General features: G+C 69.8%; 20 protein-coding genes and 2 tRNA genes. 12 read left to right on the plus strand and 10 right to left on the minus strand.

The window, feature by feature from the left end:
* Window positions 1–12 precede the first annotated feature (12 nt).
* Genes yidC through rpmH form a run of 4 tightly spaced genes read right to left on the minus strand, consistent with a single transcriptional unit; the run spans window position 13 to window position 2,186 of the window.
* Window positions 13–1,299 carry a membrane protein insertase YidC gene (gene yidC / locus ACH4VO_RS13480; protein WP_360995615.1) on the minus strand — a complete coding sequence of 429 codons (1,287 nt, stop codon included), beginning with the start codon at window positions 1,297–1,299 and terminating at the stop codon, window positions 13–15.
* A 3-nt stretch (window positions 1,300–1,302) separates the two neighbouring features.
* Window positions 1,303–1,662, minus strand: a complete 360-nt coding sequence (gene yidD / locus ACH4VO_RS13485; RefSeq protein WP_360995612.1) for a membrane protein insertion efficiency factor YidD — start codon at window positions 1,660–1,662, stop codon at window positions 1,303–1,305.
* On the minus strand, window positions 1,659–2,030 hold the full coding sequence (gene rnpA / locus ACH4VO_RS13490; protein WP_360995609.1) for a ribonuclease P protein component: 372 nt from the start codon (window positions 2,028–2,030) through the stop codon (window positions 1,659–1,661). The genes yidD and rnpA overlap by 4 nt, the downstream gene beginning before the upstream one ends.
* Before the next feature lie 18 nt (window positions 2,031–2,048).
* A complete protein-coding gene (rpmH, locus tag ACH4VO_RS13495; protein WP_014047156.1) occupies window positions 2,049–2,186 on the minus strand; it encodes a 50S ribosomal protein L34 in 138 nt (45 codons plus the stop codon).
* Between the two features lie 381 nt (window positions 2,187–2,567).
* On the opposite strand from rpmH, the gene dnaA reads away from it, so the two are divergent.
* The 9 genes from dnaA to ACH4VO_RS13540 all read left to right on the plus strand — a co-directional run bounded on the left by dnaA (window position 2,568) and on the right by ACH4VO_RS13540 (window position 15,429).
* Window positions 2,568–4,343, plus strand: a complete 1,776-nt coding sequence (gene dnaA, locus ACH4VO_RS13500; protein WP_360995607.1) for a chromosomal replication initiator protein DnaA — start codon at window positions 2,568–2,570, stop codon at window positions 4,341–4,343.
* Window positions 4,344–5,505: 1,162 nt separating this feature from the next.
* Window positions 5,506–6,636: a DNA polymerase III subunit beta gene (dnaN, locus tag ACH4VO_RS13505; RefSeq protein WP_360995605.1), complete on the plus strand. Its 1,131-nt coding sequence runs from the start codon at window positions 5,506–5,508 to the stop codon at window positions 6,634–6,636.
* Window positions 6,637–6,766: 130 nt separating this feature from the next.
* On the plus strand, window positions 6,767–7,645 hold the full coding sequence (gene gnd / locus ACH4VO_RS13510; RefSeq protein ID WP_360995603.1) for a phosphogluconate dehydrogenase (NAD(+)-dependent, decarboxylating): 879 nt from the start codon (window positions 6,767–6,769) through the stop codon (window positions 7,643–7,645).
* Window positions 7,646–7,697: 52 nt separating this feature from the next.
* Window positions 7,698–8,828, plus strand: coding sequence for a DNA replication/repair protein RecF (recF, locus tag ACH4VO_RS13515; RefSeq protein ID WP_360995600.1), 1,131 nt, complete (start codon window positions 7,698–7,700; stop codon window positions 8,826–8,828).
* 26 nt (window positions 8,829–8,854) lie between these two features.
* A complete protein-coding gene (locus tag ACH4VO_RS13520; protein ID WP_360995661.1) occupies window positions 8,855–9,415 on the plus strand; it encodes a DciA family protein in 561 nt (186 codons plus the stop codon).
* A 429-nt stretch (window positions 9,416–9,844) separates the two neighbouring features.
* Window positions 9,845–11,914 carry a DNA topoisomerase (ATP-hydrolyzing) subunit B gene (gyrB, locus tag ACH4VO_RS13525; protein WP_360995597.1) on the plus strand — a complete coding sequence of 690 codons (2,070 nt, stop codon included), beginning with the start codon at window positions 9,845–9,847 and terminating at the stop codon, window positions 11,912–11,914.
* A 46-nt stretch (window positions 11,915–11,960) separates the two neighbouring features.
* Window positions 11,961–14,588: a DNA gyrase subunit A gene (gyrA, locus tag ACH4VO_RS13530; protein WP_360995595.1), complete on the plus strand. Its 2,628-nt coding sequence runs from the start codon at window positions 11,961–11,963 to the stop codon at window positions 14,586–14,588.
* 93 nt (window positions 14,589–14,681) lie between these two features.
* A complete protein-coding gene (locus ACH4VO_RS13535) occupies window positions 14,682–15,281 on the plus strand; it encodes a DUF3566 domain-containing protein (protein ID WP_069171627.1) in 600 nt (199 codons plus the stop codon).
* Between the two features lie 71 nt (window positions 15,282–15,352).
* A tRNA-Ile gene (locus ACH4VO_RS13540) sits at window positions 15,353–15,429 on the plus strand.
* 295 nt (window positions 15,430–15,724) lie between these two features.
* On the opposite strand, the gene ACH4VO_RS13545 is transcribed toward ACH4VO_RS13540, so the two are convergent.
* Complete coding sequence (locus tag ACH4VO_RS13545) at window positions 15,725–16,087, minus strand: DUF6344 domain-containing protein (protein ID WP_360995592.1); 363 nt, start codon at window positions 16,085–16,087, stop codon at window positions 15,725–15,727.
* 317 nt (window positions 16,088–16,404) lie between these two features.
* Here ACH4VO_RS13545 and ACH4VO_RS13550 point away from each other — a divergent pair, with 317 nt between their 5' ends.
* Window positions 16,405–16,539, plus strand: coding sequence for a DLW-39 family protein (locus tag ACH4VO_RS13550; protein ID WP_003958712.1), 135 nt, complete (start codon window positions 16,405–16,407; stop codon window positions 16,537–16,539).
* Between the two features lie 270 nt (window positions 16,540–16,809).
* Here ACH4VO_RS13550 and ACH4VO_RS13555 read toward each other — a convergent pair whose 3' ends face one another.
* Window positions 16,810–18,231 carry a protein kinase gene (locus ACH4VO_RS13555; protein ID WP_360995589.1) on the minus strand — a complete coding sequence of 474 codons (1,422 nt, stop codon included), beginning with the start codon at window positions 18,229–18,231 and terminating at the stop codon, window positions 16,810–16,812.
* A gap of 118 nt (window positions 18,232–18,349) precedes the next feature.
* A complete protein-coding gene (locus ACH4VO_RS13560; RefSeq protein ID WP_360995586.1) occupies window positions 18,350–18,898 on the minus strand; it encodes a DNA-binding protein in 549 nt (182 codons plus the stop codon).
* Window positions 18,899–19,068: 170 nt separating this feature from the next.
* Between ACH4VO_RS13560 and ACH4VO_RS13565 the strand changes: the two genes are divergently transcribed.
* A tRNA-Ala gene (locus tag ACH4VO_RS13565) sits at window positions 19,069–19,141 on the plus strand.
* 102 nt (window positions 19,142–19,243) lie between these two features.
* Here ACH4VO_RS13565 and ACH4VO_RS13570 read toward each other — a convergent pair.
* Window positions 19,244–19,843: a TetR/AcrR family transcriptional regulator gene (locus ACH4VO_RS13570; RefSeq protein ID WP_360995583.1), complete on the minus strand. Its 600-nt coding sequence runs from the start codon at window positions 19,841–19,843 to the stop codon at window positions 19,244–19,246.
* A gap of 80 nt (window positions 19,844–19,923) precedes the next feature.
* On the opposite strand from ACH4VO_RS13570, the gene ACH4VO_RS13575 reads away from it, so the two are divergent.
* Entirely contained in the window at window positions 19,924–20,745 is an 822-nt protein-coding gene (locus ACH4VO_RS13575) for an NAD(P)H-binding protein (protein ID WP_360995581.1), read from the plus strand.
* 24 nt (window positions 20,746–20,769) lie between these two features.
* Here ACH4VO_RS13575 and ACH4VO_RS13580 read toward each other — a convergent pair whose 3' ends face one another.
* Window positions 20,770–21,684 (minus strand): serine hydrolase, encoded by a 915-nt coding sequence (locus ACH4VO_RS13580; RefSeq protein ID WP_360995579.1) that lies wholly within the window; start codon window positions 21,682–21,684, stop codon window positions 20,770–20,772.
* A complete protein-coding gene (locus ACH4VO_RS13585; protein ID WP_360995577.1) occupies window positions 21,681–22,553 on the minus strand; it encodes a LysR family transcriptional regulator in 873 nt (290 codons plus the stop codon). The genes ACH4VO_RS13580 and ACH4VO_RS13585 overlap by 4 nt, the downstream gene beginning before the upstream one ends.
* Window positions 22,554–22,736 lie beyond the last annotated feature (183 nt).

Raw genomic sequence — 22,736 nt, forward strand, 5'->3', positions numbered from 1 at the left:
ATGGACTCCTTCTTACTTCTTGGACGGGTGCTTGGGCCGCTGCGGGCCCTTGCGCTGTCCGGGCTTGGCTTGGCGTGAGGAGCCGGACGCGGTGGGCTTGCCCGCCGGCTTCGGCTTGTCGTCCTGCGATGCGTCCTGCTTCTCCAGCGAGGTCTTGGGCTCCGAGCCGACAGCTCCGGAATCCTTGGCGGCTCCGGAGTCCTTGGCCGCACCGGGCTGCGTCGCAGCGGTCTGACGCTTCGACTTCGTCTGGCGCTTGGGCTGCTGCCGCTTGGCCGCGGCACCGCCCTCGGCTTCGGCCACAGCCGTCTCGCTCTTCGCCACCGTGCCGTCCTCCTGGGCGGCGAGACCCAGCTTGGCCAGACCGGTGATGAACTTGCGCTCGATGTCGTTGCGGTCGGGCCCCTTGGCGACGATCCGCTTGACGGTGTTGCGCCTCGTCCTGCCCCGCACCTCACCATGAGCGGTCACGCTCTTCAGCAGACGTCCCAGGTACTGGTCCTGCGCCTTGCTGCCCGGCGTCGGGTTCTGGTTGATCACATACATCTGCTGGCCCATGGTCCACACGTTCGTGGTCAGCCAGTAGACGAGGACACCGACGGGGAAGTTGATACCCATGACGGCGAAGATCACCGGGAAGATGTACATCAGCATCTTCTGCTGCTGCATGTACGGGGTCTTCACGGTCAGGTCGACGTTCTTCGTCATCAGCTGGCGCTGCGTGAAGAACTGGGACGCGGACATCATCACGATCATGATCGCGGTGACGACGCGGACGTCGGTCAGCGAGGCACCGAGCGCCGCGACCTTGTCCTGGCTGTCCATGAACTTCGCGGCCAGCGGAGCTCCGAAAATGTGCGCCTGACGTGCGCTGTCGAGCAGCGGCTGGTCGATGACGCCGATCGTCTTGCCCGAGGCGATGGCCGAGAGCACGTGGTACAGAGCGAAGAAGAACGGGGACTGCGCCAGGATCGGAAGGCACGAGGAGAGCGGGTTGGTGCCCGTCTCCTTGTACAGCTTCATCATCTCTTCGGACTGGCGCTGCTTGTCGTTCTTGTAGCGCTCCTGGATCGCCTTCATCTTCGGCTGGAGCACCTGCATGTTGCGGGTGGACTTGATCTGCTTGACGAACAGCGGGATCAGACAGATCCGGATCAGGACCACCAGGGACACGATGGACAGGCCCCAGGCCCAGCCCGTGTCGTCACCGAAGATCGCTCCGTACAGCGAGTGGAACTGGACGATGACCCACGAGACAGGTGTGGTGATAAAGCTGAACAGACTGGCAATCGTGTCCACTAATCAGGCTCCTTGAGCATTGGACGAGGTCTCTGTGGCCGGGCTCAGGGGTTCGCAGGCCGACCCCCCGGCAGGCACATCGGCGGCGGAGTCCCCGCCCTTGCCACCACGCACACGGCTGCGCAGCAGTTCGTGCCAACGCGGACGTGTACGCGGCGGCACGTGATCCACACCGCCGGGTGACCACGGATTGCACCGCAGGATGCGCCAGGCCGTCAGCGCCGTTCCCTTGATCGCTCCGTGCCGGTCGATCGCCGTATATCCGTAGTGGGAACACGACGGGTAGTAGCGGCAGACGGGCCCGAGAAGCGGGCTGATCGTCCACTGGTACAACTTGATGAGAGCCAGCAGCGGGTACTTCATCGGATGCCACCTCCCAGCAGCCGCTCCAGAGCGGCGTCCAGGTCTCGGGCCAGCTGTGCATGATCGGCGTCGCCCGATCCGGGCAGCGCTCGTACGACAACAAGGCTACCGGGGGGCAGCTGAGCGAGCCGCTCGCGGACGAGGTGACGAAGCCTTCGCTTCACCGCCGTGCGAACGACTGCTCCGCCCACTGCTTTGCTGACGACGAAACCCGCACGTGACGGGGGAGCACTCTCCCCCGTCACGTGCGGGTCCGTGGCACCGCTGCGTAGATGTACGACGAGGAGCGGGCGGCCGGCCCGACGCCCTCGGCGTACCGCGGTCGCGAAGTCCTCGCGCCGCCTCAGCCGATTCTCGGTAGGCAGCACGTCATGACCTGACGGCGATCAGGCGGAAAGGTTGGCGCGACCCTTGCCACGGCGGTTCGCGAGAATCGCGCGGCCGGCACGGGTACGCATACGCAGCCGGAAGCCGTGGGTCTTGGCGCGGCGACGGTTGTTCGGCTGGAAGGTGCGCTTGCTCACTCGGGGGCTCCAGAAATGATTCGTGTGTTGGCGGGACATCGCCTGGCTGTCACCGTGCGCCCACGAGGAACTCGCGTAAACGCCTTAGTGCACCGCTTCACAATCACAGATCGTGATCTTTGCCCATCGGAGGCAGGCGGCAGCAGCCATCGACAACTCGACCTGGCCACGGTACGCGCGGCCGCGCCGTCCGGTCAAACCCGCTCCACGACGCCCTGTGCTGTACACAGCCTGTGGACAACGACTTGAACCGTGCGGGTCGGCCTGACTACCGTGGCTGAACTCCGGTTCCTTTCCTTCCCCCCTGCCGGGCCTCACCCGACCCGACCCATCCCGTCCCGAGAACCACACATTCGTGGGACATGCGAGAGAGCGTGCCTTGTGGCTGATGTACCTGCCGATCTTGCCGCAGTGTGGCCACGCGTGCTGGACCAACTCCTCGGGGAGGGTCAGCAGGGCATCGAGCCGAAGGACAAGCAGTGGATCGAGCGCTGTCAGCCGCTGGCCCTCGTCGCCGACACCGCCCTGCTGGCCGTCCCCAACGAGTGGGGAAAGCGGGTGCTGGAGGGCAGGCTCGCGCCGCTCATCAGCGAGACGCTGACCCGTGAGTGCGGGCGCCCGATCCGGATCGCGATCACGGTCGACGACTCCGCGGGCGAGCCTCCGTCCCCGCCGGCGCCCCCCATGCACCCGTCGCACCAGGGCCAGCAGTCCCACCGGTACCAGGGACCGCAGCGCGACGAGCCTCTTCACAACGACGGGTACGACGGATACGGCCACCGGCCTGCCGACGACGGCATGCCGACGGCCCGCCCGGCCTACCCCGACTACCAGCAGCAGCGGCCGGAACCCGGTGCCTGGCCCCGCGCCCAGGAAGACCTCTGGCAGCCGCGGCACGGCGGGTACCAGGACCGCGATCCGTACGCGAGCGCGCGCCCGCAGCAGCCGCAGCACGACTACCGGACGCAGCCACCCGAACACCAGGGGTACGAGCTCCAGCGCGACGGGCGTGACCGGCACGAACTGCAGGAGCAGCCGCCGCACCGCCAGGGCGGCACCGGCAGGCCCGGAGGCGGCGGCCCCATGGGGACGAACTCCGCGCCCGCGCCGGGAACCACCGAGCCGCACGCCCGGCTCAATCCGAAGTACCTCTTCGACACCTTCGTCATCGGCGCGTCCAACCGCTTCGCGCACGCCGCGGCCGTCGCCGTCGCCGAGGCGCCGGCCAAGGCCTACAACCCCCTCTTCATCTACGGGGAGTCGGGGCTCGGCAAGACCCACCTGCTCCACGCCATCGGGCATTACGCCCGTAGCCTCTACCCGGGTACCCGGGTGCGGTACGTGAGTTCGGAGGAGTTCACCAACGAGTTCATCAACTCGATCCGCGACGGCAAGGGCGACACCTTCCGCAAGCGCTACCGCGACGTGGACATCCTCCTGGTGGACGACATCCAGTTCCTGGCGAGCAAGGAGTCGACGCAGGAGGAGTTCTTCCACACCTTCAACACGCTCCACAACGCCAACAAGCAGATCGTTCTCTCCTCGGACCGGCCGCCCAAGCAGCTCGTGACACTCGAGGACAGGCTGCGCAACCGGTTCGAGTGGGGTCTCACCACCGACGTGCAGCCGCCGGAACTGGAGACGCGCATCGCGATCCTCCGCAAGAAGGCGGTGCAGGAGCAGCTCAACGCGCCGCCGGAGGTACTCGAGTTCATCGCCTCACGCATCTCGCGCAACATCCGTGAACTGGAGGGCGCGCTCATCCGCGTGACCGCCTTCGCGAGCCTCAACCGGCAGCCGGTCGACCTCGGACTGACCGAGATCGTGCTCAAGGACCTGATCCCCGGCGGGGAGGACACCGCTCCCGAGATCACCGCGCCGGCCATCATGGCGGCGACTGCGGACTACTTCGGGCTGACGGTGGAGGATCTCTGCGGCTCCTCCCGCAGCCGGGTCCTGGTGACGGCCCGCCAGATCGCGATGTACCTCTGCCGCGAGCTGACGGATCTGTCCCTGCCGAAGATCGGGGCGCAGTTCGGCGGCCGCGACCACACCACCGTGATGCACGCCGACCGGAAGATCCGCGCACTGATGGCGGAGCGGCGCTCCATCTACAACCAGGTCACCGAGCTCACCAACCGCATCAAGAACGGCTGACAGGCCCGCACGCCCCCGGACGCACGCCCGCTCCGCCGCTCCGGCGGACGACCGGCGGAGCGGCATCCGCCGGAGCGGACCGGCACACCCGAGAACGCGCACCCAGCGCCCCGCGAGGACCGAGCGAGTCCTCGCGGGGCGCTTTTCGTCGTCGGGAAGCCGCTCAAGACAGTCCGAAGCCGTCCGGAGACTGCCCGGCCTCCTGACGGAGACGGCCCCGGCCACGTCAGGAGGCGAGTCGAAAGCGGCCCCGGGTGGGCTCCGCCGGAAGCCCGGCCACCGTTGCGAGGAGCGCGGCCGCAGCGAGCACGAGTCCTCCGGGAGAGCTCAAGAGCGTCGGCGCGAAGCACGGAGCACCTCTCCGGGCCCGCCGCGCAGTGCCCCGAAGCGGTCCGGCTGTTCGAATACTCGCCGCGCGTCGGCCCTTCTCCACAGAGAGGTCCGGAATTTGGCGTCCACAGCCTGGGGACTGAGAAGTTGTCCAGATTGCATCCACAGGGCCCGCTGCCGATACTCCATCAGGCCAGGTCACATGGGTGGGGATTTGTGGTCAACGATGATCCACAGGCTGTGGACAGATTTTTCGTCCACAGGGCTCGGACGATGTTGTCCACCGCCCGCCCACAGGCCCGTCCGCGTTGTCCCCAGCTTCTCCACACCCCTGTCCACTGTTCGGCAACCCGACACCGCCTTTCACTGGCGGGAGTGAAAGGCGTCACACCAAGACGCCGGGTTGGGCTGTGGGGAACGTGGGTAAAGCTGGGGACAGCCCTGGGGAGAAGTCACCCCCACCTGTGCACCGGGTGTGCAGAACTTTCGCGTGTCCACAGAAGCGCTTAGTTGTCCACCGGTTCCACCCACAGGGTCGGTGGACAAAAAACCGATGCTGACCTGTGCAAACGACGTTATCCACGGTTTCCACAGGGCCTACTACTACTACCACTCAGAGTTAGCCAGGAATCCGCTTCGAAGTGGGGCCTGTGCACAACTCGAGCCGCGAGCTCCGCGGGCCTCATGTCGCGACTTGACCCCGAGCAGCAACGAGTGTCGGTGCCGTACGTCAGACTGGACCCCGGCGGCCACCCCAGCCCGACGGCAGGGAGCCCCCGACCAGACGACGAAGGCCAGCAGGGCGAGCGAGCAACAGCAGGAGGCGGTTCCGGTGAAGATCCGGGTGGAGCGCGATGTACTCGCGGAGGCGGTGGCCTGGGTGGCCCGCAGCCTTCCGGCCCGTCCGCCGGCGCCCGTGCTCGCGGGCCTTCTGCTGAAGGCTGAGGACGGCGCTCTCAGCTTCTCGAGCTTCGACTACGAGGTGTCGGCCAAGGTCTCCGTGGACGCGGAGATCGAGGAGGACGGCACGGTGCTGGTCTCGGGCCGGCTGCTCGCCGACATCTGCCGCGCCCTCCCGAACCGGCCGGTGGAGATCTCCACCGACGGTGTGCGGGCCACCGTGGTCTGCGGCTCCTCGCGGTTCACCCTCCACACACTGCCTGTGGAGGAGTACCCGGCCCTGCCCCAGATGCCGACCGCGACCGGCACCGTTCCCGGTGAGGTGTTCGCCTCCGCGGCGGCGCAGGTCGCCATCGCCGCCGGCCGGGACGACACCCTGCCCGTCCTCACCGGTGTGCGCATCGAGATCGAGGGCGACACGGTCACCCTCGCGTCCACCGACCGCTACCGCTTCGCGGTCCGCGAGTTCCGGTGGAAGCCGGAGAACCCGGACGCCTCCGCCGTGGCCCTGGTGCCGGCCAAGACGCTCCTGGACACCGCCAAGGCGCTCACCAGCGGTGACACGGTCACCCTCGCGCTGTCCGGCTCCGGAGCCGGCGAGGGCCTCATCGGCTTCGAGGGCGCCGGCCGGCGTACGACCACGCGGCTGCTCGAGGGCGACCTGCCCAAGTACCGCACCCTGTTCCCCACCGAATTCAACTCGGTGGCCGTCATCGAGACCGCGCCGTTCGTCGAGGCCGTGAAGCGCGTGGCCCTGGTCGCCGAGCGCAACACCCCGGTGCGGCTCAGCTTCGAGCAGGGAGTGCTGATCCTGGAGGCCGGTTCCAGCGACGACGCACAGGCTGTGGAGCGGGTGGACGCCGTGCTCGAGGGCGACGACATCTCGATCGCCTTCAACCCGACGTTCCTGCTGGACGGTCTCAGCGCGATCGACTCCCCGGTCGCCCAGCTGTCCTTCACGACGTCGACGAAGCCGGCCCTCCTCAGTGGCCGCCCGGCCGTCGACGCCGAGGCGGACGACGCGTACAAGTACCTGATCATGCCGGTCCGCCTCTCCGGCTGATCCGGCGTTCGTTCCTCTGCGGCAGTTCCCGGCGGGCCCGTTCAGCGCGGAGCAGGCCCGCCGCCCTGCCCCCGGCCGGGCGTAGGCTCGGACCTGGGTACGAATCGGCACAACGCTTAAGGAATCTCTGATGGAGCTCGGTCTCGTCGGCCTCGGCAAGATGGGCGGGAACATGCGCGAGCGCATCCGCCGCGCAGGCCACACCGTCATCGGTTACGACCGCAACCCGGACGTCGCCGACGTCCACAGCCTCGAAGAGCTCGTGGGCGCGCTCGAGGGCCCGCGAGTCGTGTGGGTGATGGTCCCCGCCGGTGCCGCGACCCAGTCCACCATCGACGAGCTGGCCGAGCTGCTCTCCCCGGGTGACGTCGTCGTGGACGGTGGCAACTCCCGCTGGACCGACGACGAGAAGCACGCCGTCGAGCTCGGCATCAAGGGCATCGGCTTCGTCGACTGCGGCGTCTCCGGCGGTGTCTGGGGCCTGGAGAACGGCTACGCGCTGATGTACGGCGGCGACGCCGAGAACGTGGCGAAGGTCCAGCCGGTCTTCGACGCGCTCAAGCCCGAGGGCGACTTCGGCTCCGTGCATGCGGGCAAGGTCGGTGCCGGTCACTTCGCCAAGATGGTCCACAACGGCATCGAGTACGCCATGATGCAGGCCTACGCCGAGGGCTGGGAGCTCCTGGAGAAGGTCGACTCCGTCACGGACGTGCGCGAGGTCTTCCGCTCCTGGCAGGAGGGCACGGTCATCCGGTCCTGGCTGCTCGACCTGGCGGTCAACGCGCTGGACGACGACGAGCACCTCGACCAGCTCCGCGGATACGCCGCCGACTCCGGCGAGGGCCGGTGGACGGTCGAGGCCGCCATCGACAACGCGGTACCGCTGCCGGCGATCACCGCATCCCTCTTCGCCCGATTCGCCTCGCGGCAGGACGACTCGCCGCAGATGAAGATGATCGCCGCGCTGCGCAACCAGTTCGGCGGGCACGCGGTCGAGAACAAGAAGTAGTACGCACCACAGCGGCACACAGCAGAGCACGAAGTCGGGAAGGTCGGCGACCATGCACGTCACGCATCTCTCGCTGGCCGACTTCCGCTCGTACGCCCGGGCCGAGGTTCCCCTCGACCCGGGCGTCACCGTGTTCGTGGGAGCCAACGGCCAGGGCAAGACCAACCTCGTCGAGGCCGTCGGATATCTCGCGACCCTCGGCAGCCACCGGGTGTCGTCCGACGCGCCCCTGGTGCGGATGGGCGCCGAGCGGGCCGTCGTACGGGCCGCGGTGACCCAGGGCGAACGCGCGCAGCTGATCGAGCTGGAGCTCAATCCCGGCCGGGCGAATCGGGCCCGGATCAACAGGTCGTCGCAGGTCAGACCTCGTGACGTCCTGGGCATCGTACGGACGGTGCTGTTCGCCCCGGAGGACCTCGCCCTGGTGAAGGGCGATCCCGGTGAGCGGCGGCGTTTCCTCGACGAACTGATCACCGCGCGCTCCCCCCGCATGGCAGGGGTCCGGTCCGACTACGAACGCGTCCTGAAGCAGCGCAACACCCTGCTGAAGTCCGCGGCGATGGCCCGCAGGCACGGCGGCCGGTCGATGGACCTGTCCACGCTGGACGTGTGGGACCAGCACCTGGGCCGGGTCGGGGCGGAACTCCTCGCGCAGCGTCTCGATCTGATCGCCACCCTGCAGCCGCTGGCCGACAAGGCCTACGCGGACGTCGCCCCGGGCGGTGGCCCGGTGACGCTGGAGTACCGCAGTTCGGTCGGTGCGGGGATGGATTCGGCCCGTACCCGCGAGGAGTTGTACACGCACGTCATGGCGGCGCTCGTGGAGGCCCGCAAGCAGGAGATCGAGCGGGGCGTGACGCTGGTCGGCCCGCACCGTGACGATCTGGTGCTCGGCCTGCGGGGCATGCCGGCCAAGGGGTACGCGAGTCACGGCGAGTCCTGGTCGTACGCGTTGGCGCTGCGGCTGGCCTCGTACGACCTGCTGCGTGGCGAGGGCAACGAGCCGGTGCTCGTCCTGGACGACGTGTTCGCCGAGCTGGACGCGCGCCGACGCGAGCGGCTGGCCGAGCTGGTGGCCCCGGGCGAGCAGGTGCTGGTGACCGCCGCGGTCGACGACGACGTCCCCGGCATCCTGGCGGGCGCTCGGTACGCGGTCGCCGAAGGTGCGGTGGAACGGCTGTGAGCGGACCGGACGAGGCACAGCGGGTCCTGCCCGGCCCCGCCGGGCCAGCGACGGGGCCCGGCCCGGGTGCGAAGCAGCCCGAGGTGTCCGGCGTCGATCTGGCCCGGGTGGCGCTGCGCGCGGCGAAGGAACAGGCACGTGCGCGGGGCGCGGCGGCACAGCAGAAGAGGCAGGCGCGGCGGGGCGGCGGGCTGCGCTCGGGCGCCCGGTCCGACGGCCGTGATCCGCTGCCCCTGGGCTCGGCGATCAACCGGCTGATCACCGAGCGCGGCTGGGAGACCCCGGCGGCGGTGGGCGGCGTGATGGGCCGGTGGCCGCAGATCGTGGGGGACGACCTGGCCAAGCACTGCGTGCCCCTGCGCTACGACGAGGACCCCGCTCAGCGCGTCCTGACGGTGCAGTGCGACTCGACGGCGTGGGCGACGCAGCTGCGTCTGCTGGCTCCGCAGCTGGTGGCCCGGCTGAACGCGGACCTGGGCCACGGAACCGTGCGGATGATCAAGGTGAACGGCCCGGGCGGACCGCAGCACAGATTCGGTCCCTTGCGGGCGCCGGGAAGCAGGGGCCCCGGAGACACCTACGGCTGAGGAAACCGGCCCGCCGGGGCCAGCCGGGCCGGTGCAGGTGCCTGTTTCCGGCCCTCGGCCACCGCTGTGCGCCGACTCCCCGGTGGGCGTTCCGCCCTGTTGTGTCCTGGTCGGATGACCACCCCGCAGCTCCTTTTTGTGTGGTTCTGTCTGATTTTGGCCCGGGCGGGTGAGGTGAGGCGTCCCTCACCGTAGCCGGAGGTTGACAGCTCGAAGCGCTCAATGCCCGTGTGAGCCTCCCGGGGCCCCGTCCCGCATATGGGGAGTCGTCAGCCGCTCATCCAGGGCGGCACATGCGGACTCAGGTACCGGCAAACCCCCATTCATGTCGGCGCTACCGGTAGACTGATGGAAAATCCCGCTTCCGGGCGGGAGTCGTCGATACAAGCCGAACGACGCAGCCGCTCCCGCTTGTCCGGAGAACGGCCTGTGCTGTGCCAGAAAGGGCGCTTCGTGGCCGATTCCGGCAACCCCAACGAGAACATCCCCTCCACCGCCGGTGAGCACGGCGAGGTGACCGCCTCGTACGACGCCAGCGCGATCACGGTCCTCGAGGGCCTGGACGCGGTCCGCAAGCGACCTGGCATGTACATCGGCTCGACCGGTGAGCGCGGTCTCCACCACCTCGTGCAGGAGGTGGTGGACAACTCGGTCGACGAGGCGATGGCCGGGCACGCGGACACCATCGACGTCACGATCCTCGCCGACGGCGGGGTGCGCGTGGTCGACAACGGCCGCGGGATCCCGGTCGGCATCGTGCCGTCCGAGGGCAAGCCGGCCGTCGAGGTCGTGCTCACCGTCCTGCACGCGGGCGGAAAGTTCGGCGGCGGCGGTTACGCCGTCTCCGGTGGCCTGCACGGCGTCGGTGTGTCCGTCGTCAACGCCCTGTCCACACGGGTCTCCGTCGAGGTCCGCACGGACGGCTACCGCTGGACCCAGGACTACAAGCTCGGCGTCCCGACCGCCCCGCTGGCCCGTCACGAGGCCACGGAGGAGACGGGTACGAGCGTCACCTTCTGGGCCGACGGCGATGTCTTCGAGACCACCGACTACTCCTTCGAGACGCTGTCGCGGCGCTTCCAGGAGATGGCGTTCCTCAACAAGGGCCTGACCCTCAAGCTCACGGACGAGCGCGAGGAGGCGAAGGCCACGGCGGGCGCGGACAGCGCCGAGGTGGTCGACGTACCCGACGAGGAAACGACCCGCACGGTCACGTACCACTACGAGAACGGCATCGTCGACTTCGTCAAGTACCTCAACTCCCGCAAGGGCGACCTGATTCACCAGTCGGTGATCGACATCGAGGCCGAGGACAAGGACCGGCTCCTCTCGGCCGAGATCGCCATGCAGTGGAACACGCAGTACACCGAGGGGGTCTACTCCTTCGCCAACGCGATCCACACGCATGAGGGCGGTACGCACGAGGAGGGCTTCCGCGCCGCGCTGACCTCCCTGGTCAACCGGTACGCGCGCGACAAGAAGCTGCTGCGCGAGAAGGACGACAACCTCACCGGCGAGGACGTCCGCGAGGGCTTGACCGCGATCATCTCGGTCAAGCTGGGCGAGCCGCAGTTCGAGGGCCAGACGAAGACCAAGCTGGGCAACACGGAGGCCAAGACCTTCGTGCAGAAGGTCGTGCACGAGCAGCTCACGGACTGGTTCGACCGGAATCCCAACGAGGCCGCCGACATCATCCGCAAGGGCATCGCGGCGTCGACCGCCCGCGTGGCGGCCCGCAAGGCCCGGGACCTGACGCGGCGCAAGGGGCTCCTGGAGAGCGCCTCGCTGCCCGGAAAGCTGAGCGACTGCCAGTCCAACGACCCGACCAAGTGCGAGATCTTCATCGTCGAGGGTGACTCCGCCGGTGGTTCGGCGAAGTCCGGCCGTAACCCGATGTACCAGGCGATCCTGCCGATCCGGGGCAAGATCCTGAACGTCGAGAAGGCGCGGATCGACAAGATCCTCCAGAACACCGAGGTCCAGGCGCTCATCTCCGCCTTCGGCACCGGGGTCCACGAGGACTTCGACATCGAGAAGCTCCGCTATCACAAGATCATTCTGATGGCGGACGCCGACGTGGACGGCCAGCACATCAACACCCTGCTGCTGACGTTCCTGTTCCGCTTCATGCGGCCGCTGGTGGAGTCCGGTCACGTGTACCTCTCGCGCCCGCCGCTCTACAAGATCAAGTGGGGCCGGGACGACTTCGAGTACGCGTACTCGGACCGTGAGCGTGACGCCCTGGTGGGGCTGGGCAAGCAGAACGGCAAGCGGATCAAGGAAGACTCGATCCAGCGCTTCAAGGGCCTCGGTGAGATGAACGCCGAGGAGCTGCGCATCACGACGATGGACCAGGACCACCGTGTCCTCGGCCAGGTCACGCTGGACGACGCGGCGCAGGCCGACGACCTGTTCTCGGTGCTGATGGGCGAGGACGTCGAGGCGCGGCGCTCGTTCATCCAGCGCAACGCCAAGGACGTCCGCTTCCTCGACATCTGAGTCGGCCGCACAAGCAAGCCGCAGCTCGAAAGGACTTTGACCAGAAATGGCCGACGAGAACACCCCTGTGATGCCCGAGCAGGAGCCCATCGTTCCGGGCGTGGGCATGCGTGTCGAGCCCGTCGGGCTCGAGACGGAGATGCAGCGCTCCTACCTCGACTATGCGATGTCCGTCATCGTCTCGCGTGCGCTGCCCGACGTGCGGGACGGCCTCAAGCCCGTCCACCGCCGGGTGCTGTACGCCATGTACGACGGCGGCTACCGGCCCGAGAAGGGCTTCTACAAGTGCGCCCGCGTCGTCGGTGACGTCATGGGTACGTACCACCCGCACGGCGACTCCTCGATCTACGACGCGCTCGTGCGACTGGCGCAGCACTGGTCGATGCGCATGCCGCTGGTGGACTCCAACGGCAACTTCGGTTCTCCGGGCAACGACCCGGCCGCGGCGATGCGGTACACCGAGTGCAAGATGATGCCGCTGTCCATGGAGATGGTCCGGGACATCGACGAGGAGACCGTCGACTTCCAGGACAACTACGACGGCCGCAACCAGGAGCCGACGGTCCTGCCGGCCCGGTTCCCGAACCTGCTGGTCAACGGCTCGGCGGGCATCGCGGTCGGGATGGCGACGAACATCCCGCCGCACAACCTGCGCGAGGTCGCCGCCGGCGCGCAGTGGTACCTCGAGCACCCGGAGGCCTCGCACGAGGAGCTCCTGGACGCCCTGATCGAGCGGATCAAGGGTCCGGACTTCCCGACGGGCGCCCTGGTCGTGGGCCGCAAGGGCATCGAGGAGGCGTACCGCACGGGCCGTGGCTCGATCACGATGCGCGCGGTCGTCGCGGTGGAGGAGATCCAGAACAGGCAGTGCCTGGTCGTCACGGAGCTTCCGTACCAGACCAACCCCGACAACCTCGCGCAGAAGATCGCCGACCTGGTGAAGGACGGCAAGATCGGCGGGATCGCGGACGTGCGGGACGAGACGTCCTCGCGCACCGGTCAGCGTCTGGTCGTCGTGCTGAAGCGTGACGCGGTCGCCAAGGTCGTGCTGAACAACCTGTACAAGCACACCGATCTGCAGACGAACTTCGGCGCGAACATGCTGGCGCTCGTCGACGGGGTGCCGCGCACGCTGTCGATCGACGCGTTCATCCGCCACTGGGTGACGCACCAGATCGAGGTCATCGTCCGGCGTACGCGGTTCCGGCTGCGCAAGGCCGAGGAGCGGGCGCACATCCTGCGCGGCCTGCTCAAGGCCCTGGACGCGATCGAGGAGGTCATCGCCCTCATCCGCCGCAGCAACACGGTGGAGATCGCGCGGGAGGGCCTGATGGGCCTCCTGGAGATCGACGAGATCCAGGCCAACGCCATTCTGGAGATGCAGCTGCGCCGGCTCGCCGCGCTGGAGCACCAGAAGATCACCGCGGAGCACGACGAACTCCAGGCGAAGATCAACGAGTACAACGCGATCCTGGCCTCGCCGGAGCGGCAGCGGAAGATCGTGAGCGAGGAACTCGCGGCGATCGTCGACAAGTTCGGTGACGACCGGCGTTCCAAGCTGGTGCCCTTCGACGGCGACATGTCCATCGAGGACCTGATCGCCGAGGAGGACATCGTCGTCACGATCTCCCGCGGCGGCTACGTGAAGCGCACGAAGACGGACGACTACCGCTCGCAGAAGCGCGGCGGCAAGGGCGTGCGCGGTACGAAGCTGAGGGAGGACGACATCGTCGACCACTTCTTCGTGTCGACGACCCACCACTGGCTGCTGTTCTTCACGAACAAGGGCCGGGTCTACCGGGCCAAGGCGTACGAGCTGCCGGATGCCGGCCGGGACGCGCGCGGTCAGCACGTGGCGAACCTGCTGGCCTTCCAGCCGGACGAGCAGATCGCGCAGATCCTGGCGATCCGCGACTACGAGGCCGCGCCCTACCTGATCCTGGCCACGAAGGGCGGTCTGGTGAAGAAGACCGCGCTCAAGGACTACGACTCCCCGCGCTCGGGCGGTGTCATCGCGATCAACCTGCGGGAGACGCAGGACGGCGGCGACGACGAGCTGATCGGTGCGGAACTCGTGTCGGCCGATGACGACCTGCTGCTCATCAGCAGGAAGGCACAGTCGATCAGGTTCACGGCGACGGACGATTCGCTGCGTCCGATGGGCCGCGCCACCTCGGGTGTGAAGGGCATGAGCTTCCGCGAAGGAGACGAACTGCTCTCCATGAATGTTGTCCGGCCCGGTACGTTCGTGTTCACTGCCACCGACGGCGGATACGCGAAGCGGACCGCCGTCGACGAGTACCGGGTCCAGGGTCGTGGCGGTCTGGGTATCAAGGCCGCGAAGATCGTGGAGGACCGGGGATCGCTCGTCGGTGCGCTGGTGGTGGAGGAAACGGACGAGATCCTCGCCATCACGCTCGGCGGTGGTGTGATTCGCACGCGAGTCAATGAAGTCAGGGAGACGGGCCGTGACACCATGGGCGTCCAACTGATCAATCTGGGCAAGCGCGATGCCGTCGTCGGTATCGCGCGCAACGCCGAGGCCGGTCGCGAGGCCGAAGAGGTCGACGGGACCGATGAAGCCGAAGGCGCCACGGTCGAGGCCCATGCCGAGAGCGTGGTCGAGGGCACAGTCGAGGGCATGGAGCCTTCGGCCGGGGAGCACGAGGAGTAGAGCGTGAGTGGAGCCACGGGCGCAGGTTCGGCCGCTTCCGGAGCCGGTGCGAACGGCGCCCGTGGCCCTGCCACGGACTCCCAAGGGGGCACTGTGACGGACACTCGGGGACCTCAGCCCCAGTACGAGGGCTACGCGACCGGGCCGCTGCCCGGCGAGCGGGAGCCGGCAACGGGTCAGGCGGGGCCCTACCACCCGCCGCAGGCGTACCCGTCCCCCGCCGGGGGCGGCACGCAGGGTGGCGGCACACAGGGCGGAGCACAGGGCGTGAGCGGTGTACAGGCGACCCGGTTGCCCCGTACGGGGGCGCGGACCACTCCGCGTACGCGAAAGGCCCGTCTGCGGGTGGCGAAGGCCGATCCGTGGTCGGTGATGAAGGTCAGCTTCCTGTTGTCCATCGCGCTCGGCATCTGCACGGTGGTCGCGGCCGCCGTCCTGTGGATGGTGATGGACGCGATGGGCGTCTTCTCCACCGTGGGCGGCACGATCAGCGAGGCCACCGGTTCGAACGAGAGCAACGGATTCGACCTGCAGTCGTTCCTCTCGCTTCCCCGGGTCCTCATCTTCACGTCGGTCATCGCCGTGATCGACGTGGTGCTGGCCACCGCGCTGGCTACTCTGGGCGCCTTCATCTACAACCTGTCGGCGGGCTTCGTGGGCGGTGTCGAGCTCACGCTGGCCGAGGACGAGTAGGGCACCGGGTATCGATTTTGGGACTGGCCCCGACGTGCGCTAATCTTCAGAAGTCAGCGCAGCAGCGCGGCGGGGCTATAGCTCAGTTGGTTAGAGCGCATCCCTGATAAGGATGAGGCCACAGGTTCAAATCCTGTTAGCCCCACCAGCACGAAGGCCCCTCACCGGTAACGGTGGGGGGCCTTCGGCGTTCCCGCGGCAGCGCGCGGGGCGCGGGGCAGATGGGCTGGGGGCGCCGTGCTGGGGGTGCGGGTGGCTCGACTGGCGGGGAGGCGCGGGCCGTGTACGGCCTCCTGAAACGCGCGTATCGCCCCTGAGGCGCGTTCAGGGGCGGTCGTTGTCGTGCGGTCGCGGGAGCCGGACGCGGGGTGGTGCGGGGGCATGGAAAAGGCTCCCGCCGGTGGGGAACCGGGCCGGGAGCCTGGAGGTCGTCAGTGGCTCTCTCACGGCGGGAGCGGGGAGGAGTCCCCGGCCGGAGTGCCGCCGTGGGTGGAGCGGGTGGCGTTCGTCATGTGCGCGGTGTCCGTGGTGTCGGCGGACAGTTGGCGGGTGGCCGGTGAGGAACCGTGGGCCTCGGCCCGGATCCGCTGCTTCATCGTGGGCGGCAGTGCCCTGTCACGCGGAAGGGTCCATCGCACCGACGGGGTCGTCGCGGTTGCGGCGGCCGCCCCCGTGTGTTCGTGGGTCACGACCGCCGGCTCCGTGGCCGTGGCCTGGGCGGTGGTGGCGAAGCCCAGCGCCGCGAGGACCGCGAAGAAGGCGGTGACGAAGGCGGTCCAGATGTTCTTGACCTTGAAGGCGCTCATGGCCCCTCACTTTCCGATGGTCCGGTCTGCTTACCTTTCCGATGATGTGGATGTGCCAGGCGGATCCGGGGACCGACGCCCCTCCTGCGCCGATCTTCGGATGAACACCACTCGTATGGTTCAACCGGCCCGGAAAAGCCGCTCCGGAAGTCGCCGGGGGCCCTCCCGGGGGTCTTCCCGGGGGTCTTCGCGGGGTGCCGGCGAGGCCCCGGAACGGGGTGGTGGCCGGGGCCCGGGGAGGTCACCGATCGGTATCGGCCGGTGTGTATAGTCGGGCCGCAGAAGTCCCTTACGTCAAGGAAAGACGAGGTCGCGCGGTGAAGAAGCTTCTCCTGGTCGCACTGGCCGCCATCGGCGGGCTCCTCGTGTACCGCCAGATCCAGGCGGATCGCGCCGAGCAGGATCTGTGGACGGAGGCGACCGACTCCGTGCCCGCAGGTTCGGGTGTGTGAGACGGAACAGTCCGACGCGGGCCCCGGTCGCCGAGCGGCCGGGGCTTCGTGCTGTCCGGGCCCGGGCCGGTCTCCTGTTGCGGGACCGTGAGGGCTGTGCCGACGGGTTCGCCGCCGTGAATCAGCGGGGCGCGGGGTAGCCGGGTGCGGGGACGCGGCCGGGTGGACGCGCTCGGCCGGACCGGCGGCGCGGGACGTCCGCGGGCGGCCCCGGGCGTGAGGGCCCCCGGCGTGGTACGGGAGGCCGCCGGGCGCCGGTTGCCGGACGCGTCAGGCCTGGGTCAGCGCCCAGATACCCACGGCGAAGCAGACGAAGGCCACGAGCAGTACCGGGATCGCCACCTTCGGGGGCGGTCCCGTACGCGTGACGGGGGAGGTGCGTGGTACGCGGCCCGGCGGGGCGGCGGCGGCCGTCCCCGGGGGAGGTGCCGCAGAGTGGTGCGCCCCCGGGTGAGGCGCCTGCGGATGGGGCGCCTGCGGATGGGACGCCTGCGGGTGCTGGGCGGTGTAGGCGCGGGTGGGAGGCGTCCCGTACGGGACCGGGGCCGTGGGCGCCTGGGCGAGGGCCGAGGCGTCGGCGGGCACCGCGGTGGCGGGGTGGGGCGGCGGAGGTCCGTATGGCTGCCCGGCTGGCGGGGGCGCGGACTGCTGTGCCGGCGGCACCAGGTGAAAACTGCCCGTCTCGGACATCGACGGGGTGTGGGGGGCGGGCAGTTGCCGTCCGCCGTCCCGAGGCTCCGGTGTGCGATGGGGCGCCGGAGTGCCGTGGACATCCGGGGCGGTCCGAGGGCGCACCGCCGCCTGCGGACCGTGCACGGGGCCGTCGGGGCCGAACCCGGCGGGCAGGGGGCCGATCTGGTCGAAGATCTCCACCGGCTCGTCCTCGGCACCGGTCTCCGGCAGCATCTCGACGGCGGTGGTCAGGGCCTTGCGCGCACCCGTGGCCGTACGGAAGCGGGCCTGCGGGTCGGGCTGCAGCAGCCCGGCGATCACCTGCCACAGGGGCTCAGGGACGCCCTGGGGTGCTCCCGGGGTGCCGTGTGCGGCGAAGTACTCGACGAGCGCCTGGCCGTCGGGCTTCTGCCCCCGCAGCAGGTAGAGCGCCACCAGGCCGACGGCGAACAGGTCTGCGGGGAAGTCGGGCTCGGCGCCCATCATCTGCTCGGGGGCGAAGTAACCGGGCGTACCGACCACGTAGTTGGTGTCGGTCAGGCGCGGTTCACCCTTGCGCAAGGAGATGCCGAAGTCGGACAGGCGCAGATGCGGTCTGTCCGTCCCGGTGGCCTCCATGAGGATGTTGGCGGGTTTGATGTCGCGGTGCACGACGCCCTCCGCGTGCACCGTCGCCAGTCCGGAGAGCAGCTGGTCGAGCAGAAGGCAGACGAAGCGCGGGGGCAACGGCCCGTAGTCGCCGATGACATGAGCCAGCGAACCACCCCTGACGAGATCCATCGTGAACAGGACCTTGTCGTCGTCCGCCGCCCAGCTGGCCGGCGCCAGGACGTGCGGGTGCTCGATCCGCAGCGCCTGCTCACGGACGAAGCGCAGCAGGGTGTGCGCGTCGCTCTGCTGCAGGACCTTGGCGGCCACGTACCTGCGGCGGCGGTGGTCCCAGGCTCGCCATACGGCGCCCACCCCACCGCGCCCGACCGGGTCGACCAGTTCGTACCGGCCGGCGAAAACCTCACCCATCGCGCTGCGCCCGCTCCCCGTTCCGGTGTCGGCTCGTGGCCCGGTGCCGGCGGACTGCCGGGTCCTGTCGCGCAGGACCCCGCACCGGTTCGTACGGCGTCCGAGCCGGACGACGTGCCTAGCTCTGGTGGCCCTCGTAGTGTGCGACCGCCTCCGCGGTGCGTCCGGCGCCGTACACCCTGAGGAACTCTGCCAGTTCGGGGTGGGCCGGCGCGAGGGTGTCAGCCGCGTCGATGATGTCCCCTGCCGCGGCGACCGACCGCAGCAGGGACTGGATCTCACGGACGACGCGCCGCACGGTGGGTGCTCCGCCGGTGCTGGTGGTCTGGCCGGTGCCGGTCAGCACGGAACCCCCCTGCGACTTCTTGATCTCTTCCATCCGGTCGGTGGCCTCACCCGCGCTTATGCTCCCGTCCGCCACCTGCCCGGCGAGCTCCTGGAGGGCCTGGACCCGCTGGACGACCGCCGGGTTGCCGATCTTGGCCCGCTGGCCGCTCATCAGCTGGGACAGCATGGGCGCGGACAGCCCGAGCACCGCGGCGAGGCGTGCCTGGTTCAGCCCGAGGTCGTCGATCAGCCTGCGGAACAGCGCACCCAACGGCTCCCCGTACCAGCTGCGCTGGAGCTCCCGGGCTCTAGCCGTTGCCTCTTGCTGCGCTGCGTCCATTGCGTCTCCCCTTGGCTGCTGCTTCGCTGCTGCGAACCTCGTCGTGCATCTTACGGAGACCGGTTACGGACGGGGACCCCCAATCCTTTTGCAGGATTCAGGGGGTGACCCGGTACTCTGTTCTGCGACGGACGCCGCGACCCGGATGTGGCCGGTGGTGTCCGCGTATCGGGGCCTTAGCTCAGTTGGTAGAGCGCTGCCTTTGCAAGGCAGATGTCAGGAGTTCGAATCTCCTAGGCTCCACCTCACGGAACCCCTCCGAGCTGCGGAAACGCGGTCGGAGGGGTTTTTCGGTCCCGGCTCTTCCTGCTGCCGCGTCAGCACCGCGGAGAGGGGGAGGCTCGCTCAGAGCGTGCTGTCCGCCTTCAGGGAGTCGAGCCAGCGGGTGAGGCGAGCGCCCTGCCTGGCCATGATCTCCGGGTCGCGCAGGGCGTTGGTCAGGAGTGACATGCCCTGGTAGGCGGCGACGAGGGTGACGGCCAGGTCCTCGGGGTCGCGCAGGCCCATTGCCCGGAACTGGGCCTCGGCCCACTCCAGCAACTGCCTTATCACGCCTCCGACTTCGAGGTCGAGAGCGTCGTCGCCGCGTTTGTCGAGTTCGACGGCCAGGGTGCCGGTGGGGCATCCGTGGCGGGCCGCAGTGTCGCGGCGGCCGACCCAGGCCTCGACCAGGCCCTTCAGGCGGTCGCGCGGGTCGGGCAGTTCGTCCAGCCGGCCGGTGAGCTCGGTCAGGTGGGCGGTGTGTTCCGTCAAGGCGGCCTTGACCAGGTCGTCCTTGGTCTTGAAGTAGTAGTAGACGTTTCCGACGGGGACCCCGGCCGCGCCCGCGATGTCGGCCAGAGTGGTGCGCTCGACGCCCTGTTCGTGCAGGACCCTCGCCGCTGCCGCCGTCAGCCGGCGGCGCTTGTCGGTGCCCCGGGGGCGGCGCTTCTCTGAGTCAGTCACCCGACTCACTATAGGCACCGGTCCGGGGTGTCGTGCTACGGTCCTACCAAGTCAGTCAACTAACTAACACAGGGGGCAGCATGATCGTGGTGACCGGTGCGACCGGAAACGTCGGACGGACCGTGGTGCGCCTGTTGGCCGGGGACGGCGAGCAGGTGACGGCGGTGGCCCGGCGGATCAGCGGGGCCGACGTCCCGGACGGCGTGCGGGCGACCCCCGCGGACCTGGCCGATCCGGCGAGCCTGCGCCCCGCGCTGAACGGTGCGGACGCGCTGTTCCTCCTGGTGGCGGGTGAGGATCCCGAGGGCGTCCTAGCCGTGGCACGCGAGGCCGGCGTCCGCCGGGTGGTTCTGCTCTCCTCCCAGGGCGTGGGAACCCGCCCGCAGGCGTACCGGCATCCGGCCCTGTTCGAGGCCGCGGTGGTCGGGAGCGGACTGGACTGGACCGTCCTGCGGTCGGGAGGCATGGCGTCCAACGCGTTCGCCTGGGCGGAGCCGGTCCGCACGCACCGGACCGCGGCGGCGCCCTTCGGCGATGTGGCGCTGCCCTTCGTCGACCCCGACGACGTGGCGGCCGTGGCCTGCGTCGTCCTCCGCGCGGAGGGTCACAAGGGTGCGACGTACGTCCTGACCGGCCCGGAGCCCGTCACGCCGCGGCAGCGGGCCGCCGCGCTCGCCGACGCGCTCGGCGAGCCCGTCCGCTTCGTCGAGCAGACCCGTGAGGAGGCACGTGCCCAGATGGCGAGGTTCATGCCGCCCGCCGTGGCGGAGGGGACCCTGTCCATCCTCGGTGACCCCACCCCCGACGAGCAGCGGATCAGCCGGGCCGTCCCGGACCTCCTCGGCCGTCCCGCCACCGCGTTCGCGCAGTGGGCGCGGCGCAACGCCGCGGCCTTCCGCTGACCCCGGAGCCCGGGCCGCGGAGGGTCAGGTGCCCTGACTGCCGCGCAGTTCCTCCACGGCCGCCCGTGCCGCGGCGCCGATCACCGCGTCGGCGCGCGGCAACTTGGTGTCGGCACGGGCCGCCTGGGTGAAGACCACCGCGGTGTAGGTGCTTCCGTCGGCCAGTTCCACGACGCCCGCTTCGTGGCGCAGCGAGCCGAAGGTGCCGGTCTTGCCGTAGACGGTGACGTCGTCGTACGGGAATCCGGAGCCGAGCCGGTGGGTCCACGCCTGCCTGCGCATGACCTCGCGCATGAAGGCGCACCGGTCCTCGGAGGCGGCCCGATCCGTCCAGATGGCGCGCAGCAGCCGTGCCATGTCCGCCGGTGTCGTCGACGCCTTGGACGCCGGGTCGTAGACGCCCGGGGGCGCGACGACGTCGTTGTCCGCCACGTGGGCCAGCGCCGCGTCCAGGGAGGGGGCACCCGTCTCGGCGACCAGCCGGCTGAACGTACGGACGACTCCGCCGCGGATGTGGGTGTCGGGCAGTCCCAGGTCGCGGCACGTGGCGTCGACCGCGTCCGGGCCCACGGCACGGAGCACGGCGTGGGCGGAGGTGTTGTCGGAGATGGTCATCATCAGGATCACCATGTCGCGCAGCGAGAGGGTGACGGGGTCGCGCAGGACGGAGAGACCGGTCGGGCCGGGCACGCGCTCGTCCGGCCCCAGCGTGAGCCGCCGGCCCGGGTCGATCCGCCCGGCGTCCGCGAGCCGGCAGAACGCGGCCATCAGGGGCACCTTGTAGACCGAGCTCATGGGCAGCCGGTCACCGGGGTCGATCGTGACCTGGGCGGACGGCCGGTGCAGGTCCGCCACGTGCAGCCAGCCGCGGACGCCCGCGTCGTCGAACATGCCGCGGATGACGCGTTCCACGCCGCCGCCCCGCCGGGCCCCCCTCACGGTGCCACCTTCCGGGTCAGGGCTTCCTCCAGCAGGTGCGCCGTCCCGGCGGTCTCCTCGGCTCCCGGGCGGCGCGGGTCCCAGGCCACCCGCAGCCGCAGGGGCAGTGGTGGGTCCGTCGTCGCGCGCCGCTCGACCCCGGAGGCCGTCAGGCCCGCGTCGGCCGTGACGAGTACCGCCTGCCCCGCCGCCACGAGGGCGAGGCCTGCCCGCTCGTCGGACACCACCACGGTCTCCACCCGGCGCCCCCGGCCGGCCAGGGTGTCGATGAACAGGTCGTGCGCGGCGGGTGCCTCGGCGCGGGGGCGTACGGCGACGGGCAGACGTGAGGCCGGCACTGCGGCGGTGTCGCCGTGGCCGGCGGGGGTGAGGGTCCACGTCGGCAGCAGGATCACCCGGCCGGCGGCGAGACCGTGCAGCACGGAGGGATGCAGGATCACGGCGATGTCGAGCCGCCCGGCCGCGATGTCGCTGAGCAGCGTGGCGGTCGGCGCCGTCACCATGCCGATACGGCTCCGCCCACCGGCCCGTACCGGTGCGGCGGCCACGTCGGCCGCCAGGGCCGTCGGCACTTCGGGGGCCAGCCCGATCCGCAGGCGCCGGCCGTCGGCCTGCTCCCGTGCACCGGTCTCCCGGAGTTCGGCGAGGGCGGCCAGCGCTCTGCGGGCGTGCGGGAGCAGCAGGCTCCCCTCCTCGGTGAGCGACACCCCCCTTTCGCGGTCGAACAGACGGACGCCGAGCAGGGCTTCCAGCCGGCGCAGCCCCTGGGACAGAGGCGGCTGGGTGATGCCCACCCGCTGTGCCGCGGTGCCGAAGTGTTCCTCCTCCGCCAGTGCGACGAAGATTTCCAGATGCCGTTCGGTCAGCACCGGCCCCCCTGGCATGCGGTGATACGGCCGGTGAATCGGCCTGATGCCGAGATCGTATTCGACATGCGGCGCGGTGGCGGGCTTGACTCCGGAACGGGGCCGTCGCGCCGGCTTCGGGAGGGCCGCACCGGTCCGCCGGCGGGCGCCGCAGGCACCTGCGCCGACGCCGGGGGGCCGTCCCCG

Origin of the sequence: Streptomyces sp. NPDC020780 (genome assembly GCF_044334475.1) — a bacterium.
Lineage (GTDB): Bacteria > Actinomycetota > Actinomycetes > Streptomycetales > Streptomycetaceae > Streptomyces.

What these genes read in the sequence shown, in the direction of transcription:
- gyrA (WP_360995595.1), top strand. Translation starts at nt 11,961, where the DNA reads ATGGCCGACGAGAACACCCCTGTGATGCCCGAGCAGGAGCCCATCGTT.
- yidD (WP_360995612.1), bottom strand. Translation starts at nt 1,662, where the DNA reads ATGAAGTACCCGCTGCTGGCTCTCATCAAGTTGTACCAGTGGACGATC.
- ACH4VO_RS13560 (WP_360995586.1), bottom strand. Translation starts at nt 18,898, where the DNA reads ATGGACGCAGCGCAGCAAGAGGCAACGGCTAGAGCCCGGGAGCTCCAG.
- ACH4VO_RS13545 (WP_360995592.1), bottom strand. Translation starts at nt 16,087, where the DNA reads ATGAGCGCCTTCAAGGTCAAGAACATCTGGACCGCCTTCGTCACCGCC.
- ACH4VO_RS13575 (WP_360995581.1), top strand. Translation starts at nt 19,924, where the DNA reads ATGATCGTGGTGACCGGTGCGACCGGAAACGTCGGACGGACCGTGGTG.
- recF (WP_360995600.1), top strand. Translation starts at nt 7,698, where the DNA reads ATGCACGTCACGCATCTCTCGCTGGCCGACTTCCGCTCGTACGCCCGG.
- gnd (WP_360995603.1), top strand. Translation starts at nt 6,767, where the DNA reads ATGGAGCTCGGTCTCGTCGGCCTCGGCAAGATGGGCGGGAACATGCGC.
- ACH4VO_RS13555 (WP_360995589.1), bottom strand. Translation starts at nt 18,231, where the DNA reads ATGGGTGAGGTTTTCGCCGGCCGGTACGAACTGGTCGACCCGGTCGGG.